At 40.4% G+C, this 17,283-nt stretch carries 18 protein-coding genes; 10 read left to right on the forward strand and 8 right to left on the reverse strand.

Going from position 1 to position 17,283, the window contains the following annotated elements; translation table 11 throughout:
• The first annotated feature begins 96 nt into the window (after window positions 1–96).
• Together F3D68_RS01800 and F3D68_RS01805 are read left to right on the forward strand one after the other, a co-directional pair.
• Window positions 97–882 carry an SPOR domain-containing protein gene (locus F3D68_RS01800; RefSeq protein WP_151192823.1) on the forward strand — a complete coding sequence of 262 codons (786 nt, stop codon included), beginning with the start codon at window positions 97–99 and terminating at the stop codon, window positions 880–882.
• A gap of 41 nt (window positions 883–923) precedes the next feature.
• Window positions 924–1,382 (forward strand): acyl-CoA thioesterase, encoded by a 459-nt coding sequence (locus F3D68_RS01805; RefSeq protein ID WP_151192824.1) that lies wholly within the window; start codon window positions 924–926, stop codon window positions 1,380–1,382.
• Here the strand turns inward: F3D68_RS01805 and F3D68_RS01810 are convergent.
• Window positions 1,321–2,430 carry an SGNH/GDSL hydrolase family protein gene (locus F3D68_RS01810; protein ID WP_151192825.1) on the reverse strand — a complete coding sequence of 370 codons (1,110 nt, stop codon included), beginning with the start codon at window positions 2,428–2,430 and terminating at the stop codon, window positions 1,321–1,323. The two genes, F3D68_RS01805 and F3D68_RS01810, sit on opposite strands and share 62 nt — an antisense overlap.
• 13 nt (window positions 2,431–2,443) lie before the next feature.
• A complete protein-coding gene (locus F3D68_RS01815) occupies window positions 2,444–3,142 on the reverse strand; it encodes a YggS family pyridoxal phosphate-dependent enzyme (protein WP_151192826.1) in 699 nt (232 codons plus the stop codon).
• Window positions 3,143–3,188: 46 nt separating this feature from the next.
• Between F3D68_RS01815 and F3D68_RS01820 the strand changes: the two genes are divergently transcribed.
• Window positions 3,189–4,229 carry a type IV pilus twitching motility protein PilT gene (locus F3D68_RS01820; protein ID WP_151192827.1) on the forward strand — a complete coding sequence of 347 codons (1,041 nt, stop codon included), beginning with the start codon at window positions 3,189–3,191 and terminating at the stop codon, window positions 4,227–4,229.
• Between the two features lies 1 nt (window position 4,230).
• Here the strand turns inward: F3D68_RS01820 and F3D68_RS01825 are convergent, their stop codons facing one another.
• A complete protein-coding gene (locus F3D68_RS01825) occupies window positions 4,231–5,682 on the reverse strand; it encodes a potassium transporter TrkG (protein ID WP_151192828.1) in 1,452 nt (483 codons plus the stop codon).
• A 91-nt stretch (window positions 5,683–5,773) separates the two neighbouring features.
• On the opposite strand from F3D68_RS01825, the gene F3D68_RS01830 reads away from it, so the two are divergent.
• Both F3D68_RS01830 and F3D68_RS01835 read left to right on the forward strand, forming a co-directional pair.
• A complete protein-coding gene (locus tag F3D68_RS01830; protein ID WP_151192829.1) occupies window positions 5,774–5,956 on the forward strand; it encodes a CBU_0585 family protein in 183 nt (60 codons plus the stop codon).
• Window positions 5,957–5,962: 6 nt separating this feature from the next.
• Complete coding sequence (locus tag F3D68_RS01835) at window positions 5,963–6,724, forward strand: prepilin-type N-terminal cleavage/methylation domain-containing protein (RefSeq protein ID WP_151192830.1); 762 nt, start codon at window positions 5,963–5,965, stop codon at window positions 6,722–6,724.
• Here F3D68_RS01835 and F3D68_RS11185 read toward each other — a convergent pair.
• Window positions 6,721–6,879, reverse strand: coding sequence for a hypothetical protein (locus F3D68_RS11185; RefSeq protein WP_191092663.1), 159 nt, complete (start codon window positions 6,877–6,879; stop codon window positions 6,721–6,723). The genes F3D68_RS01835 and F3D68_RS11185 overlap by 4 nt on opposite strands.
• Before the next feature lie 32 nt (window positions 6,880–6,911).
• Window positions 6,912–7,799 carry a glycine--tRNA ligase subunit alpha gene (gene glyQ / locus F3D68_RS01840; RefSeq protein ID WP_151192831.1) on the reverse strand — a complete coding sequence of 296 codons (888 nt, stop codon included), beginning with the start codon at window positions 7,797–7,799 and terminating at the stop codon, window positions 6,912–6,914.
• A gap of 483 nt (window positions 7,800–8,282) precedes the next feature.
• Here glyQ and asnS point away from each other — a divergent pair, with 483 nt between their 5' ends.
• The 5 genes from asnS (at window position 8,283) to ndk (ending at window position 13,612) form a co-directional block, all read left to right on the forward strand.
• Window positions 8,283–9,686, forward strand: a complete 1,404-nt coding sequence (asnS, locus tag F3D68_RS01845) for an asparagine--tRNA ligase (RefSeq protein ID WP_151192832.1) — start codon at window positions 8,283–8,285, stop codon at window positions 9,684–9,686.
• A 238-nt stretch (window positions 9,687–9,924) separates the two neighbouring features.
• Window positions 9,925–11,478 carry a murein biosynthesis integral membrane protein MurJ gene (gene murJ, locus F3D68_RS01850; RefSeq protein WP_191092664.1) on the forward strand — a complete coding sequence of 518 codons (1,554 nt, stop codon included), beginning with the start codon at window positions 9,925–9,927 and terminating at the stop codon, window positions 11,476–11,478.
• A gap of 63 nt (window positions 11,479–11,541) precedes the next feature.
• Complete coding sequence (locus F3D68_RS01855; RefSeq protein WP_151192834.1) at window positions 11,542–12,615, forward strand: FimV family protein; 1,074 nt, start codon at window positions 11,542–11,544, stop codon at window positions 12,613–12,615.
• A gap of 9 nt (window positions 12,616–12,624) precedes the next feature.
• Window positions 12,625–13,086, forward strand: a complete 462-nt coding sequence (locus F3D68_RS01860; RefSeq protein ID WP_151192835.1) for a hypothetical protein — start codon at window positions 12,625–12,627, stop codon at window positions 13,084–13,086.
• A 100-nt stretch (window positions 13,087–13,186) separates the two neighbouring features.
• Window positions 13,187–13,612: a nucleoside-diphosphate kinase gene (gene ndk / locus F3D68_RS01865; protein ID WP_151192836.1), complete on the forward strand. Its 426-nt coding sequence runs from the start codon at window positions 13,187–13,189 to the stop codon at window positions 13,610–13,612.
• Between the two features lie 39 nt (window positions 13,613–13,651).
• Here ndk and F3D68_RS01870 read toward each other — a convergent pair whose 3' ends face one another.
• From F3D68_RS01870 to F3D68_RS01880, 3 genes are all read right to left on the reverse strand, one after another.
• Window positions 13,652–14,080 carry a type II toxin-antitoxin system HicB family antitoxin gene (locus tag F3D68_RS01870; protein WP_151192837.1) on the reverse strand — a complete coding sequence of 143 codons (429 nt, stop codon included), beginning with the start codon at window positions 14,078–14,080 and terminating at the stop codon, window positions 13,652–13,654.
• Between the two features lie 114 nt (window positions 14,081–14,194).
• Complete coding sequence (gene nuoN, locus F3D68_RS01875; RefSeq protein WP_224728205.1) at window positions 14,195–15,637, reverse strand: NADH-quinone oxidoreductase subunit NuoN; 1,443 nt, start codon at window positions 15,635–15,637, stop codon at window positions 14,195–14,197.
• A 6-nt stretch (window positions 15,638–15,643) separates the two neighbouring features.
• Window positions 15,644–17,257, reverse strand: coding sequence for a NuoM family protein (locus F3D68_RS01880; RefSeq protein WP_117002255.1), 1,614 nt, complete (start codon window positions 17,255–17,257; stop codon window positions 15,644–15,646).
• Window positions 17,258–17,283: the final 26 nt, after the last annotated feature.

A 17,283-nucleotide genomic window follows, 5' to 3' on the forward strand; every position in this document is an offset into this window, starting at 1 on the left:
AAGTGCACAAACATGCTTTATACTTTGGCAATATCTTATTAAAATCGCTGGCATATCTTAAAAATAATTGACAAATAAAAGGCAAGTTTCTTTACAATGCGTGATTTTGCTAAAAACAACTCAATAACCACTGCTAAAAACGATAAAAACAAAGCAGATAATAAGCCTCGTCAGCAGTCCTCATTAGCCATAAGAAAAATCATTCTTGCCCTTTTGTTATTGGTATTAATCATTGCTTTTATTGTGAGCTTTTATGGTAGTAACAAATCAAAAGACAGCACAGCGACAACGACCACACAAACGGTACATGTCTCTCCCAAGCCAGTTGTTAATGTGAGTGATACGAAAGAGCAAAACAATCAAACGCAAAATAATACCACCACAGACAGTAAGCCAACTCAAGGCGCTAAGCAGACGTCTGATAGCAATGCGGTGGCAGTAGCACCTGCTAATGAAAATAGCACGAAAGAATCAGCTGCAACAAACAACAAAAAAGCAAAAGATAACAAAACGGATAATAAGAAAGATGACGATCAGCCTTTAACTTTCACATTTTATAACACACTAACCAATAAGACCGTACAAGTCGATGCTAATCCTGAGAAACTAAAGCAATATCGCTATACCTATATGTTACAAGTTGGCTCATATCGCAATCAAAGTGATGCCAATGCCACACGTGCCAAGCTTATTTTGGCAGGGCTTAAACCAACCATTAAAAAAGTGGGCGATTGGTATCGCTTGGATGTGGGACCTGTCTATAGCCAACGTGATGGCGATGTGATCAAACACAAAGTTGAAGCCGCCGGTATCTCTGGCAGTATTTTGCGCCAAGTGGATAAAGAGGAAATTACTCAACAAAGAAGCAATGATAATCAGTAAACTGTTTAGTAATTGGCGTTTTGCATTTTAAGGAATAACTTATGCAAATATTCAAAACACATTTTAACGTGATGGCGGAGCATATCGACGCCAACAACCATGTTAGCAATATCGTCTATATCAAATGGATGCAGGATATTGCCGTGATGCACTCAGACGCTTGCGGTTGGGATACCAAGCGTTATCATCAAAACCACTGTACATGGGTTGCCAAAACCCACTTCATTGACTACATCAAGCAGGTTTTCTTAAATGAGGTCATTGAGGCGAGAACATGGGTTGATGAAATAAAGCGCTCAACTGCGCTACGCAAATATGAATTTATCAATCAACTCGGCGAAATCGTTGCCAAAGCCGAAACCAATTGGGTTTTTATCAACACCGAAACTCAGCGCATTCAACGCGTGTTACCCGAAGTACGCGAAGACTTCGAGCGCTTTAGGTCATCTGAATATAATCAAGCAGCTGATTTGCTAAATAGCGATGCACCGTTGTTGTAGGGTGCATGCCATTATAGAATAGGTAGCCGTTACAATACGGCAAATCTTTCGCATCGGCACAGGTTAAATCAACTGGTTTTGTAATGCCAATATTTGCCAAAACATTGGCTTTATTAAAATAGACATCTAAAAACAGTCGATCGATTGCAAAGACATGATTGGCTGGAAATTCACCTAAAGTCTGAAGCACAAGGTTAGTTTGCAAACTTAAGTTATACATTTGTGAAATGGATGAAATCACTGCTAGTACACTTTGACGCATAATATGACTATGAATGTGTTCATCAACTAGATTCGTCAATGCCGGCACCATTGAAAAATTAGGCAGATTAAGCACGTAGATATTTGCTACAGGCACGCCATGTTGCATCAATATTTTTACTGCTTTAACGATATTATCAATCGGATGCGCAAGCGCTTGACCATTATTTGACGCAATACGCACGATATTCTGATAAAAATCATTACCGCCAGCCCATAAGATAAAAAGTGTCTTGGGATTTGGCTTGTTGTTGACATTAGCAAGATATAATTGCAGCTGCTTTAACACGCCAGGCACGCAGTTATAAGCACCGTAATCGCCGACACCATGCGCGCATTGTTCACTTGTATCACGTGCCCATGTTGTATCCGTTAAATAATAATCACCGGTCTCAGCTGAAGCTGTTGCAAACGACGCATTATGATCAAACGCCATATGAGGCTTTAACGCTTTAATATTGTAAAACTTATCTCCTGCACTCGTTGGCAGCTCAGCTAAGATATAATTAAGCCACGTCTTGCGTACTGGGTCATTTGCACTTAATTCACTGGTAATTGGTGCGCCAATTTTATCGGTAATACCACTGGGTTTAACCCAATAGTTGTTGCCAACACCTTGTCCATGATAAGCACTATCACTTAAGCTATCGCCAAAGACGACAACATTCGCAAAGTGCTTTGCTTGAGGATCATCGACCCTAGCCTCTGCCTGGCGCTTAATTAATGCAATCATCGCAATGACAATCACAAGGGCCGCAATCAAACTCCAAAAAATTCTCTTTAACATCCTGATCTCCCTCTTAACGCGCACCAAAAATGGTGCTGCCTATACGTAGCATCGTGCTGCCTGCGGCAATCGCCGCTGGCATATCACCACTCATGCCCATCGATAGCTCTTGTAGATTAAGCTTAAATTTTTGGTTTATGTTGTCTTTACACTGAGCAAGCTTACCAAAGCTTACTAACTCTTTATCATACTCTCCAGTATCTTCAAGCATACACATGAAACCGCAAAGCTTAAGATTAGGACAATATTTCACAATGTAGTCAACTAAATGCTCAATTGCATCGCAATCATCTAGCATAATACCTGATTTTTGTGGTTCAAGATCAACATTAATCTGAATCAGCACCTGCATTGTTTTGTCCAATTCAGCGCAGTGACGCTGTAATTTTTGAGCATGTTCAATACTGCTAAGCGTATGCACCCAATCAAAATATTGCGCGATTTTTTTAAGTTTATTTGACTGTAAGCGTCCAATATAGTGCCATGTAATATCCTCTGGCAGTGCAGGAATCTTGTCAATTGCTTCCTGGACAAAGCTCTCAGCAAAAACGCATATACCCGCATCGTAAATCACACGCATCGACTCAATAGACTGTTTTTTTGATACGGCTAATAGTTGTGGTTTAGTACTATTCTTAGTAGCCAATAACTCAATTTGTTGTCGCAGCTTTGATAAATTTTGTTGCAATCGCACCTCTTGATCATGATTCATCTGCTATAGTCTTAGAGGGTATAGTTAGTAAGAAGGATATCTTAACATGAACCTCACGGAATTATTATCGCTTTGTATTAGCAAAAAGGCATCGGATTTACATCTCTCTAGTGGCGCTAAAGCCAAACTGCGCATTGATGGACATATTGAATCTGTCAGTGATGAGCTATTAACTGAGGAAACCCTTGAGAACTATTTACATGAAGTCATGAGCTCAGAGCAGTATCAACATTTTCAAGAAACCTTAGAATATGATTTCTCTGTCCATTTGCCAGAGCTTCACTCACGCTTTAGGGTCAATGCCTTTAAACAAGATCGCGGCAGTGCGCTTGTTTTTCGCGTGATTCCTGAGAGTGTTTACACATTGGATGAGCTTGAAGCACCTGAGATTTTCAAAGAACTGATGCATAAACCGCATGGACTGATTGTTGTTACTGGTCCCACAGGCAGTGGTAAGAGTACGACACTTGCAGCGATGATTGATCATATTAACAAAACCGAAAAAGGGCATATTATCTCGATTGAAGACCCGATTGAGTTTACCCATAAATCACAGCAATGCCTCATCAATCAACGTGAGGTTAAACGTGATACTTTAAGCTTTAATGCAGCTCTACGTGCGGCACTGCGCGAGGATCCAGATTATATTCTAGTTGGCGAGATGCGTGATGTTGAGACCATTCGTCTGGCGTTAACCGCTGCTGAAACGGGGCACTTGGTATTTGCCACCTTGCATACCTCATCAGCACCTAAAACGGTTGATCGGATTATCAATGTCTTTCCAGGGGACGAGCAGCCAATGATCCGCTCGATGCTCTCAGAGTCTTTACAAGCCGTTATTGCTCAGCGGCTTATTCGTAAAAAAGAAGGTGGACGCGTTGCAGCTCATGAAGTCCTCATCGCGAATACAGCCGTGCGCAATCTTATTCGTGAGAATAAAATTCCTCAGCTTTATAATGTGTTGCAGACCAGTCAAAATAAGGGCATGCAAACCTTAGAGCAGGCATTGACTAAACTCTTTAATCGCGGAATGATCGATGCTGAAGAGCTTAAAAAGTACAACAACATACAACAACCGATGTCCTAGTTTATCTGCGCCAAAAATCCGGTGTGAATAATACTAAAATCGTAAAGACCTCCAAGCGTCCTAAAAGCATCGCAAAGTTCAAGATCCAATGCGCCTCAGTCGGTAAGGTAGCGTAATTCACCCCAACTTGCCCAAGACCAGGACCTAAGTTCGAAATACTTGCTGCCACAGCAGAGAATGCCGTTACCGAATCAATTCCGACACCCATCATGCATAGCCATAAGATCACAAACAAAATAAAATAAGCAGCAACAAAGCCCCAAACACTGCTCATGACGGTTTCTGACATGACTTTATTGCCAAATTTCACGGGGAAAACGCCCGCAGGATGCACCAAGCGCCTTGCTTCACGAAAGGCCTGCTTTCTTAAGAGTACCGCGCGCACGATCTTAAGTCCGCCCGAGCTTGAACCCGCGCATCCACCAATAAGACCGATAACCATTAATAAAATTGGCAAGAATAATGGCCATGAATGATAGTTTGAATCGGCAGTAAAGCCTGTGTTTGAAACAAATGATGCAACTTGAAATAAGCCATCCCAAAACGCGCGATCATTACTCTTCGTGGCATCTTGTGAGATCAACGTTAATACCACGATCACAATCATCGAAAAAGCAAAAAAGATATAAGCGCGAAACTCAGGATCACGCCAATAGACCTTAAGTGATAAGCGCTTAAATGCGGTAAAATGCAGTGCAAAGCTTGTCGCACTAACCATCATATAAAAGATACAGATCGAGTAAATCAATGGCGTTTGACCGCTCATTGATGCATCACTTGGCGCAAAACCACCGGTACCAATCGTTGAATAAGCATAACAGATCGCATTAAACCAATTCATGCCACCGAGTCTATAACTGATAATACATAGCACAACAAGCAAGAGATAAATACCCCATAGTACTTTGGCAGTATCGGCTATTCTTGGGGTTAACTTATTCTCTTTCCACGGACCATTGGCTTCAGCGCGATAGAGCTGCATACCGCCAACACCAAGCATCGGTAGGATTGCCACAGATAAAATGATAATCCCCATACCACCTAGAAGTTGTGTTTGCTGACGATAATACAAGATACTCTTAGGCAATGAATCAAGACCATGAATAACCGTAGCACCCGTAGTGGTAAACCCTGAAATTGATTCAAACACCGCATCAGAAAAGCTCAAATGCAAGCCATTTGATAACATGTAAGGAATCGCACCATAAAATCCAAGTACTGACCAAATGGCAATCACAACAATAAACCCATCTTTAACCGTCAACTGCTTTTTTGACTTCGAGCTAAGCGCCCAAAAGACAAGCCCTGAGATCAATGTAATTAAAAAGCTCGATAAAAAAGGTTCGCTATTATGTTCATGATAAACCAAGCTGACAATGATGGGGGTTAACATCGTCAAACTAAAGAACATCAGCAACATGCCTAATACTTTAAAAATAGGGCCTGGGCGCATAAATTTGCCTTACGGTTGTACATGGTATAGGTTTTTGTTAGGCATTCTAGTATAATCGCCAACAAAATAGAAACAACAACTTAGATAAGTTATGTCCATTATTCTTAAAATGCTGCACCTTTTTGACAATAAAAAGCAACGTGAATACGTCAGTAACGCAGGTGATTTCCTTGCCAATTACGATCGAGATTTCCCAACACGCTCGCAATCACAAAAAAAGGAAGCACAAAAGCATCGTAATATTTTTAATCGTAAAACAGATGACCTGTTCTAAATCTTAATGACTATTTCAAAAGATATGACACCCTATTACAAGGGCTTTTCAGTTATAGAGCTTATGATTGCTCTGGCGATTGGTGTGATTATCGTTGGCATTTCGCTGCCTGTTTATTTTAGCTACACCAATGCAGCCAAGGTTTCAACTTCTTATCCGATGATTCAAGCCGCGGAAAAGAAAATTGCGACATTTTATACTCAAAACAATACTTTTGATCAAGCTGATAATAATGCACTTAACATCAATAATGATGCACAAAACACCAAGGTTATTAGCAAATTTTACATCAGTGACGGAATCATAACAGTTGAGTATATTCCGGCATTATCAACGAATGACACAGATACACGTCCAACGCTTATTTTCTCACCCAGCTATCAAAACCAAGCCATCATCTGGTCATGTGCTGCGAGCGCTGGCATCAATTGCCCTGAAGGCTATTCAAGTTCAGCTCTGGCACAGCAAGAGTTGCAAATGCGCACATTGGCAAATAATATCACAGATCAATATAGCTTCACTCAGTTAGATACTCACTGGTCTAGCAATTGGGCGGGAGGTAATTATTGGGTTTATACATCAACCGTCTCTCAAGATGTCAATAACAGAACGTGGAGTTGGATGTATATGAATAAAAACAATGGCAACGCCTATGTCATTCAAAACTTGATGGTTAACGGTTCGTGGACGGGCTGGCAATATCCTTGGACCTATCTAGGCGCTTTTGATGCGTCATACACCAGTGATCCTAACAAAATATTTGCTTAGTTGGGCTCTACGGGTAATGTAGGTGGCGCTGGATATTTAGCCGGTGGCGGGATATTCGCTTTATGCCCACTTTCCTTAGATCCTCCACCAGTAACATAAATCAAAATCACAACCAGTATGATTAATGCCACAACAATGCCCAGTAATTTATTCATCTAAAGCCCTATCTATAGTTACAAAAACACCATCACACATTACTCAAAATCGGAAACCCAAGTTCCTCGCGGGTTTTGTAATACACTTCAGCGACTCCTCGTGATAACGTGCGCACACGTAAGATGTAGCGCTGGCGCTCAGTGGCTGAGATTGCATGACGCGCATCTAACAAGTTAAAGGTATGTGACGCCTTAAGCATCATTTCATAAGCAGGTAATGCTAGGTCTTTTTCTAAAAGGCGCGCACTTTCTTTCTCAAGAAAATCAAACTCGCTAAATAAGTGCTCAACATCGGCTTCTTCAAAGTTGTATTGCGACATCTCGCGTTCATTTTGTTGAAACACATCGCGATAATACACAGGACCCATTGCTGTATTTGCCCACAGTAAATCATACATGCTATCAACATTTTGCAAATACATTGCCAAGCGTTCAAGTCCATAAGTAATCTCACCGGTAACAGGTTTACACTCCAAGCCACCAACTTGTTGGAAATAGGTAAACTGCGTCACTTCCATACCATTTGCCCAAACTTCCCAACCTAAGCCCCAAGCACCTAAGGTAGGCGACTCCCAGTTATCCTCAACAAAGCGAATATCATGCTCTAAGGGATCAATACCTAAAACACGCAATGATCCCAAGTATAGCTCTTGTAATTCTTTCGGTGATGGCTTCATCACCACTTGAAATTGATAATAATGTTGTCCACGATTAGGATTCTCACCATAGCGACCATCGGTTGGGCGACGTGATGGCTGAACATAAGCAGCATTCCAACTCTCAGGACCAATTGCTCTTAAAAAAGTTGCCGGATGAAAGGTACCCGCACCTACTTCCATATCCAATGGTTGCACGATCATACAACCTTTTTCTGCCCAATATTGCTGAAGTTTGAAAATAATATCCTGAAAACTAAGCATTAGCGATTATCCACATTCATCACATCAAAATTGCGCTAAAGTATATATTAGTCATCAAGCATTTTACAGTGTTTATCTAACCTTGATGCCAATTTGCAATCTTGTTCTACCGCTTAGGTTCAAATATCGTTATAATCGCTTGCGAAATTTTAGTTACTGGAGTTATGCATTTTAGTAAAAGCTCTAATTTTATGAACACCCCGTCAGCCTCCGGCTGCCACCCCTCTTACAAAGAGGGGAATTAGGCAACAGTGATTTTATATTCCCCTCTTTACAAGAGGGGTGCCGAGCTTACGAGGCGGGGTGTTGAAATAGTAAAAGCTCGTAACTTCGGTTGGTTAGATTATATTAAACATGACCTCACGTAGGGGCGTATTGCATACGCCCGAGTGTTGCATATGCCCTTTTACGGCAACCACCTTATGCAATGCCCAGTCATGCTAAAGAAGTTAAATAAATAGGTAAAAAAGGTACAAAACAAATATGACACAAACACATACCGCAAAAGCGCTATTTACCACACCAAGTCTTATTGGGCAAAAAGTCACCGTTAAAGGCTGGCTAAGAAGCCGTCGTGATTCAAAAGCTGGACTTTCTTTTCTTGCCATTCACGATGGCTCATGCTTTGACCCCATTCAGGCAATTGCTGAAAGCACGCTTACTAATTACCAATCAGAGATCTTGAGTTTAACTAAGGACTGCGCGCTTGAAGTAACAGGCACATTAGTCGCATCACAAGGTCAAGGTCAAAGTGTTGAAATCCAAGCAGATGAAGTCATCGTTCATGGCTGGATTGATAACCCTGAAACCTATCCGGTATCACCTAAACGTCACACGATGGAGCACTTAAGAGAGCATGCGCATTTACGCGTGCGCACTAATTTGATCGGTGCAGTTTCTCGCATGCGCCATACTTTAGCCAATGCCATTCATAACTTCTTTAATGATGAAGGTTTCTTTTGGGTTAACACGCCCATTTTAACGTCAAATGACTGCGAAGGTGCTGGTGAGCTATTTCGTGTTTCAACATTAGATCAATTAAACTTACCTAAAAACGATCAAGGCAAGGTTGATTACACCCAAGACTTTTTTGGTCGTGAGACGTTCCTAACCGTTTCTGGACAATTGAATGTCGAAACCTATTGTATGGCATTATCCAAAGTATACACCTTTGGTCCAACATTTCGTGCGGAAAACTCTAATACCTCACGTCATTTGGCTGAGTTTTGGATGGTTGAGCCTGAGTTTGCTTTTGCTGACCTTAATGATGATGCTGACTTGGCTGAAAAACTCTTAAAATCAGTCATTAAAACCATTATGCAAGAGCGCCAAGATGATCTAAAGTTCTTTGATCAGTTTATGGAAAAAGGCTTGCTGGATAAATTAAACTCTGTTGTTAATAATGACTTTATCCGCGTTGAGTATACTGATGCCATTGAGATCTTAAAAACCTGTGGCAAGACGTTTGACTATCCGGTTGAGTGGGGCTTGGATCTACAATCTGAACATGAGCGCTTTTTATGTGAGGAGCATTTCAAATCCCCTGTCGTCTTAATGAACTATCCAAAAGACATCAAAGCCTTTTATATGCGCTTAAATGATGATAATAAAACCGTTGCCGCGATGGATGTCTTGGTGCCTGGCATTGGTGAGATCATCGGTGGCAGTCAGCGTGAAGAGCGTCTTGAAGTGCTTGATCAGCGCATTGCTGAAACCGGTGTCGATGCTGAAGGCTTATATTGGTATCGTGATTTGCGTCGTTATGGCACCGTACCACATTGTGGCTTTGGCCTTGGTTTTGAGCGTCTATTGGGCTATATCACTGGTGTGCCGAATATTCGTGATGTGATCCCATTTCCACGCACACCAGGTAATGCGAAGTTTTAATTTACTTTAATTCCCCCTCACCCGTGCAGCTTAAGCTGCACGACCTCTCCCACAAGGGGAAAGGTGCTCACCAATACAACTTACTTATTACATCATAATGACCTTTAGTTTACATAAGTCACCAAAAAGCATAGAACTACTGAGGACTTTTGGGAATATTACAATACAGTTTTTTTTGACCTCCTAGTCATTACCCCCTACAATCACAGGCAAAAATGCAAAAGCTAATGTTATAAAATTGAACAAGCAAAAAAAGCAAAAAAAGTCTTTATTTAAATCTACTTTCTTGCTCAGTAGCATCACACTGATATCGCGTATTTTGGGATTTATTCGCGATATGCTTTTTGCTAAATACTTTGGCGCCACAGCGACAATGGAAGCTTTTCTAGTTGCCTTTCGCGTACCTAATTTTATGCGCCGCTTGTTTGTCGAGGGATCACTGACACAAGTCCTTGTGCCAAGTTTAAGCAAACAGTCATCTCATAAACGTTTAAATTACTTATTCTCCACCTTGCTCAACATTATTGCATTAACAAGCTTTCTGATCTCATTAACAGGCATCATCTTTGCCAGCATTTGGGTGATGGTTTTCGCCCCTGGCTTTTATCATGATCAAACACAATTTGTCCTTGCCAAAGAGCTACTACAAATCATGTTTCCCTACGTGTTTTTCATTTCCATTTCTGCCCTTTTCTCGGCACTTCTGAATCGTTATGAGCATTTTAATATTCCAGCACTTATGCCTTGCATACTAAATATCTGCATGATTGGGTTTATCCTAAGTGCCTCCCACTTTAAAGCACCAATTTATGCTGTTGCTTGGAGTGTGTTTATCGCAGGATTCATTCAAAGTGTCATTCTATTTATATGTGTACGACGATTAAGTGTTAAACTCACACTGAGTTTACGCAAACCCAGTTACCATTTAAAGCGCATATTAAAATCACTATTACCCGGCATTCTTGGTGCCTCAGTTGTGCAAATCAGCTTATTGCTTGACACTATTTTTGCCTCATTTCTAGCCGTTGGCAGCTTATCATGGCTATATTATCCTGATCGCTTAAATCAGTTTCCTTTAGGAATTTTTGGCATTGCCATTGCCACTGCCATTTTGCCAAAATTAAGTAATATCAAAACCTCAGCACATGATTTTAGTCAAATCGTTAATTGGGGGATTAAGCTTAGCCTTATTATCACCATTCCTGCAGCCTTTGCGATGAGCGTATTATCTGCACCGATTCTCATTACGCTATTCCAATATGGCAAATTTAGTGTTTTTGACGTCATTCAATCACAGCGTGCCTTGATCTGTTTCGCTATTGGACTGATTGCCTTTGTGCTTATTAAGGTATTCATCTCGGTACTTTATGCCAAAGGACACACCAAAGCAGCATTAAAGATTGGTGTGATCTGCATTATCTGTAATATTCTAAGCAATATCGTATTAATCTTAATTCTTAAAACGCATCATTTAGGTTATCTAGCATTAGCCACCTCAACAACGATTACCGCAGCTATTAATGCATTGTTATTATATATAGCACTAAAACGTATCACCCATGTGCGCCTTGATTTTTCGACATTTACGCTTATTGTCAGAGCCATTATCGCCGCAAGTGTTATGTTTATTGTTTTGTATTATCTTAAACAGAATATAGGCTATTGGTTAACTCTTGGCTTTAAAACGCGTGTTTTACATTTGTCTATGATTATAAGTGTTGGCATCTTTAGTTACTTTGCTTGTTTGTTTCTGGTAGGTGTGCGCTTGAAACATATTAAGCTTAGCGTATAGTCATTGCCGCCATTTTCGATTACAATCACGCCTTAGATTGATGACTTATATTAAGGAGAGGCTGTGAAAAAAAGTACCAGACTTTATCTCAAATCACTTATTCTAATGACTGCAGCATTTGCAATGCCGAGCTTTGCGATTACCACCTATACCGTTAAATCCGGTGATTCATTATGGCGCATTGCCAGTAAACACAGTATCTCGGGCATTCCCAACAAAGATATGATTGCCGCAATCAAGGGGATTAACGCCAAAGAAAACCCTTCAATTAATGACAATATTGTCAATGTTAATCAAAAGCTTTTAATTCCAAGCACTAAGTCTGAGCTTGAAGATGGCTTAAAGCTTTATAACCTAAGACATACTCAATACCTCACCCCCAAAGCGTCTGCACCTACTCCAGTTCAGACTGCGCCAACGGTTGAAGCATCGAACACTTCTGCTGCACCAGCGAATGCAAATACCAATGCGCCTACTCTTGATCATCAGCAAACCGTAGTAGTATCTAGTGACAACACACCTAGCAGTACTAATGACTCAATAGATAATACCAAAGAAAACACGCAACAAGGTGTTGTTATTCCTGTGGCAAATACAGACGATCAATCACAGGCGACTAATGAGGCACAAACCACCGTCACTACTGAAACAAAAAGCGATGGTAGCAAATGGTATATTATTCTATTAATTATCATTATTGCCCTGTTGATATGGCGTCGCCGCTATAAACGTAAGTCATCAAGATCAACTGATGATAAACGTCAATTAAAAGAGCAGTTTTATGCTAAACAGCCTGAGGTCAAAGTTAATATTGACACACCAGTTAACGCATCAAATGATAAAAAAACTGCCAAGAAAAAATCCAAAGATGAGCTTGTGGATCTCCTTAAAAAGGCGGATGAGCTAATTGAAACACACGACATTGCTCAAGCTAAAGCGCTCTTACAAGAAGCGTTAAATAGCGATGCTAAGAATTTAAATATTCGTCTTAAGATCTTGGCAGTCTACGCTGCTGATGGTGATGAGATTTCATTTAATAGCGAGCGCGATTACTTGGCATCTAATCTTTTACCTTATGATGATAATCGTTGGCAAGAAATCAACGCACTTTATAATAAATATTTTGGTATTAACTAAGGATAACTAATGGACGAGAAACTACTACAACCAAGCAAAAAGACTTCTAGTGGCAAACAAACCGTTGCCATTTTGGTGCTCCTCATTCTTGCCGGCGTCTTACTGTATATGGCTTTTATTTTCTTTGCTAAATTTCAAGCTTATAAGAAAATCTCAGAGAACTTAAAAGTTGAACTACAAAGCAATTACAACCAATACCTAGCACTTAATCACACCACAGTGAATAATGTCATTCATATGCATAACTATAACTACGCACAAACAATCAAGGCACTTGGTGGTGTGTTTGGCAATATCCAATGCACGACAAAATATAGTTGTGAGATTAACGGTATTGTTTACCAGTTTGATGTCAAAAACCAAGGCAATAGCGCGCATATTGCAGGTTATCATGCTAATTTGTCTGATGATACGGCAAAAGCTGCAGATAATAGTTTTGTCGTGGCACAAACTTATTCAAAGTATTTTTAAATCCATTTTCATTCTTTGCTGTCAGCTTAATCTTGCATTCCATTCGTTCATTTGTATAATGCCCAAGACTTTTATCAAATAAAAAATAAGGAAAATACACATGGCTATTGAAAGAACACTTTCGATTATAAAACCTGATGCAGTTGCTAAGAATGTTATCGGTCAAATTTACTCGCGTTTTGAACAAGCAGGTCTTAAAGTAATTGCTGCTAAAATGAAGCAATTATCCACAGCTGAAGCCGGTGAGTTTTACGCTGTGCACAAAGCGCGCCCTTTCTATAACGACCTTGTGAAATTCATGACTTCAGGTCCTGTGATGATTCAAGTATTAGAAGGTGAAAATGCTATTCTTAAAAACCGTGAGTTAATGGGTGCGACAAACCCTAAAGAAGCCGCTTCTGGCACGATTCGTGCTGATTTTGCTGATAGTATTGATGCTAATGCTGTGCATGGTTCAGACGCCGCTGAAACAGCTGCCGTTGAAGTCGCTTTCTTCTTCAGTGGTTTGGAAGTTTGCGCACGTTAATTTTTCTTTAAAGGGGCGTATGCCATACGCCCCTACTATTTACATAACAAACCTAACATCAACATTCGCTCCCAAAGATGCGGCAGCTTTTCTTAGTGTTTTGAGTGTAATATTCCTGCCTTTTTCAATATCATGATAACGCTGAAAACTAACATCCATAGATTTGGCAACATCGGTTAACGTCTTCCCTGATCTTTTTCTAGCCAATCTTAAAAGTATGGGAACTGCAACCTCAGGACTTGCATATACGTCAAACACATCATCACCTTTGTGTTTTGTTGCAACAGGAATATCATCATCCTCATCTATTACACCAAGTAGCGCACAATCTAATGACTCTTGGGCATTATATAATGCCTCTTCCAAGGTATCGCCTGAACTAAACGCTGGCAGATCAAAAAAATTAACACTATAACCATCTGTGTCTGATTTAATTTTAGCCTGATAACATATATGTAAACTTTTCATAATACCAACCTCATTTTAATAGTTTTACACCTGTTGATTTTTCAATGCTTTTGACTGTACCAACTGGAATATCTTTTTTACCGTGCACGGGAACTGAAAAGAACAGATAAGTATTTAGAACAACCCATAAATCGGTGAGATAAGCGTTACTAACAACGCAGGGAAAATACCTAATAATAAAATAAGTGCCGCATTGATGCTTAAGCCAAACAAGGTCACTTTATTGGCGTAAACTGGCGTTTGATTTTTCGGTAGATCAAAGTACATCGACTTGATCACACGTAGATAATAGTAACAAGCAATCACTGACATAATTAAGGCATAGATACCTAATCCTAAGTGCCCTGTATCAATCAAGCCCATAATCACAAATAGCTTAGCGGTGAATCCTGATAATGGTGGGATACCTGCCATTGAGAACATCACGATTAACATAATAAAGGCAATCCATGGATTACGACGATTAAGACCCGCAAAATCCGCCAAGTTCTCAACTTCATTGCCGCGAACACTTAATACGATCAACACACCAAAGCCAGCTGCCGACATCAATACATAGATAATGACATAGAAAAGCGCTGTCGATACGGCAAAAGCTTCAGGGTTTAGTATCAACGCTAATAACACAAAACCAATATGTGAGATCGTTGAATAACCCAACATACGTTTGACATTTTTCTGTGCTAATGCCAGTAAGTTACCAAAGAAGATTGATAAAACGGCTAGTACAGTCAGCACTTTACTCCATGCAAAAGCTTGCGCTGGCATGCCGATCATAAGGATATTAACAAGCATCGCAAAAGCTGCAACCTTGGGAACTGAGGCTAAAAATGCCGTTACTGCATTAGGTGATCCTTCATAAACATCCGGCACCCACATATGAAAAGGTACCGCACCCAATTTGAAAGTCGCTGTCGCAATCATCAATACCATGGCAATCAACACGATTTGTGAATGTGCCATTTCTGGATTGGCGAGATATTTACCAATTTCCGTTAAATCCAAGCTACCAGTAACACCATAGATAAATGACATGCCATACAACAGTAAACCTGAGGCAATTGCACCTAGTACAAAGTACTTAATTGCCGCTTCTGCTCCCGTGGCAAAACCGCGACGAATGGCTAAAAGTGCATACAAAGGCAAAGATAACAGCTCTAAACCAATATAGATTGTCAACAAGCTATGCGCTGACGTTAATACAAGCGCACCTAGAATAGACAAGAGGGATAAGACATAAAACTCACCCTGTGGCAGCTTTCTATCCTCAATATATTCTTTGCAGTAGATAAAAACGAAAAATGCGACAAGCACAATCACTTCTTGCAGGATAAAGGTCAGCTCGTTTGATAGTGTCTGCCCTTCAAAACCAACATGAATATGCGAGTTAAGTGATTTTAATAAAATCCAAGCCGCAATAATCAAAAAGACTTGTGTCAGAATATAGGCAATATTTTTGACTTTCTTGCCAAAAAATAAATCCGCTAGCATCACAACCAATGCGGCAATGCCTAACGTAATTTCAGGAAGTATGGTGATAATATTTGCTAACATCATTTCTCTTTACCCTATCGTTACCGCATGTGCAGCTTGAATGATATGTGTCGAAGCTGCTGAAGAAAGTTGTAGAATTGGTTCTGGATAAACACCAAACCAGATAGTAGGAATCGCTAATAATACAAAGACAAAGATCTCAAGACCGCTAATGTCTTTTAAGTTAGCCACTTGGGTTGTGATCACCTTACCAAAGAACACGCGCTTGTACATCCACAGCGTATAGGCAGGCGCAATAACAAGTGTTAAGCCAGCAAGTAATGCCACCCATGGTGAGTATTTAAATACCGCCAAGATAATCAAGAATTCGCCGACAAAGCCACTGGTACCAGGAAGTCCGACGTTTGCCAAACAAAATAACATAAAGAATGTCGCAAATATTGGCATTGAACGGGCAACCCCTTGGAAATCGGCAATATTGCGACTTTGCATACGTAAATATAGATAGCCGCAACCAATAAACATACCCCCCGATGAGAATGCATGCGCGATCATTTGAAAGACTGCACCTTGAATTGCAAGTTGCGCATCTGCCATACCTAATACTTGATCAGGATTGTTCTTCACCAATAAGAAGATAGAGAACATTGCCAACGTTACTAAGCCCATATGGGAAATTGATGAGTAAGCGATAAGGCGTTTAAAATCAGTTTGCGCAATCGCAACAACACCAACATAAACAATGGCAATCAATGAAATAGCAATAAGTAACCAATCAAGGACTGCTGCAATACTCGGAATCAATGGCAATACAAAACGTAAGAAACCATAAGCACCCAACTTTAACATCAATGCAGCAAGTACAACCGAACCACCAGCTGGTGCCTCAGAATGCGCATCTGGCAACCATGAATGAAATGGCCACATCGGGATCTTAACGGCAAATGCCAAAAAGAACGCACCAAACAATAGCCATTGAGCCGTTAGCGTGATATTGACTAACTGTCCCATATCATTTGCTTGAGTTGCCCAGAAAATAAAGTTCTGAATAGAGAACGTACCGCTGTCAACTAAGCTTGCACTTGGCAGGCTTGCCACTTGTTGTTGGATATATAAAAACGCAACCAATAAGAAAATAGAACCAGCAAAGGTATATAAGAAATATTTAATCGCGGCATAGGCTTTTTTCTTGCCACCCCAGATACCAATACCTAATGTGGTTGGAATTAATAGCGCTTCCCAGAAAACATAAAACAGCATCGTATCCTGCGCCATAAACACTGCATTGGTTAAACCTGTGGTAATCAGGAAAATCGCCATATATTGTCTTAAGCGCACTTTGATACTACGCCAAGCCGCAAGCACAATCACCACATTGGTGAAGCTTGTTAAGATAATAAATAGCACGGAGAATCCGTCAACGCCAAGATAGTAGTAAACCGCATCATTATTATTGAATAAACTAAACCAACGCACACGCTCAACAAATTGCATACTAGCACTGGTTGGATCAAACTCAAGGTATAAAGGAACACACAATAAAAGCGTTAATATGGCAACCGCCAGCGCCGTCCAGCGTGCCGCTTCTTTTTTGCCATCTGGCGATTTCGCTGCTAATACAATAAAGCCACCGATAATCGGCACCCAGATTAGCAAGCTTAATAAATAGTGAGTTATAAACATAGTATTAACTTTCCTTTAACCAAAGC

This window comes from Cysteiniphilum sp. JM-1, assembly GCF_008711525.1.
Taxonomy (GTDB): Bacteria; Pseudomonadota; Gammaproteobacteria; order Francisellales; family Francisellaceae; genus Caedibacter.

Coding starts and splice junctions, on each gene's coding strand:
- F3D68_RS01800 (WP_151192823.1), top strand. CDS start 97: ATGCGTGATTTTGCTAAAAACAACTCAATAACCACTGCTAAAAACGAT.
- F3D68_RS01805 (WP_151192824.1), top strand. CDS start 924: ATGCAAATATTCAAAACACATTTTAACGTGATGGCGGAGCATATCGAC.
- F3D68_RS01810 (WP_151192825.1), bottom strand. CDS start 2,430: ATGTTAAAGAGAATTTTTTGGAGTTTGATTGCGGCCCTTGTGATTGTC.
- F3D68_RS01815 (WP_151192826.1), bottom strand. CDS start 3,142: ATGAATCATGATCAAGAGGTGCGATTGCAACAAAATTTATCAAAGCTG.
- F3D68_RS01820 (WP_151192827.1), top strand. CDS start 3,189: ATGAACCTCACGGAATTATTATCGCTTTGTATTAGCAAAAAGGCATCG.
- F3D68_RS01825 (WP_151192828.1), bottom strand. CDS start 5,682: ATGCGCCCAGGCCCTATTTTTAAAGTATTAGGCATGTTGCTGATGTTC.
- F3D68_RS01830 (WP_151192829.1), top strand. CDS start 5,774: ATGTCCATTATTCTTAAAATGCTGCACCTTTTTGACAATAAAAAGCAA.
- F3D68_RS01835 (WP_151192830.1), top strand. CDS start 5,963: ATGACTATTTCAAAAGATATGACACCCTATTACAAGGGCTTTTCAGTT.
- F3D68_RS11185 (WP_191092663.1), bottom strand. CDS start 6,879: ATGAATAAATTACTGGGCATTGTTGTGGCATTAATCATACTGGTTGTG.
- glyQ (WP_151192831.1), bottom strand. CDS start 7,799: ATGCTTAGTTTTCAGGATATTATTTTCAAACTTCAGCAATATTGGGCA.
- asnS (WP_151192832.1), top strand. CDS start 8,283: ATGACACAAACACATACCGCAAAAGCGCTATTTACCACACCAAGTCTT.
- F3D68_RS01860 (WP_151192835.1), top strand. CDS start 12,625: ATGGACGAGAAACTACTACAACCAAGCAAAAAGACTTCTAGTGGCAAA.
- ndk (WP_151192836.1), top strand. CDS start 13,187: ATGGCTATTGAAAGAACACTTTCGATTATAAAACCTGATGCAGTTGCT.
- F3D68_RS01870 (WP_151192837.1), bottom strand. CDS start 14,080: ATGAAAAGTTTACATATATGTTATCAGGCTAAAATTAAATCAGACACA.
- nuoN (WP_224728205.1), bottom strand. CDS start 15,637: ATGATGTTAGCAAATATTATCACCATACTTCCTGAAATTACGTTAGGC.
- F3D68_RS01880 (WP_117002255.1), bottom strand. CDS start 17,257: ATGTTTATAACTCACTATTTATTAAGCTTGCTAATCTGGGTGCCGATT.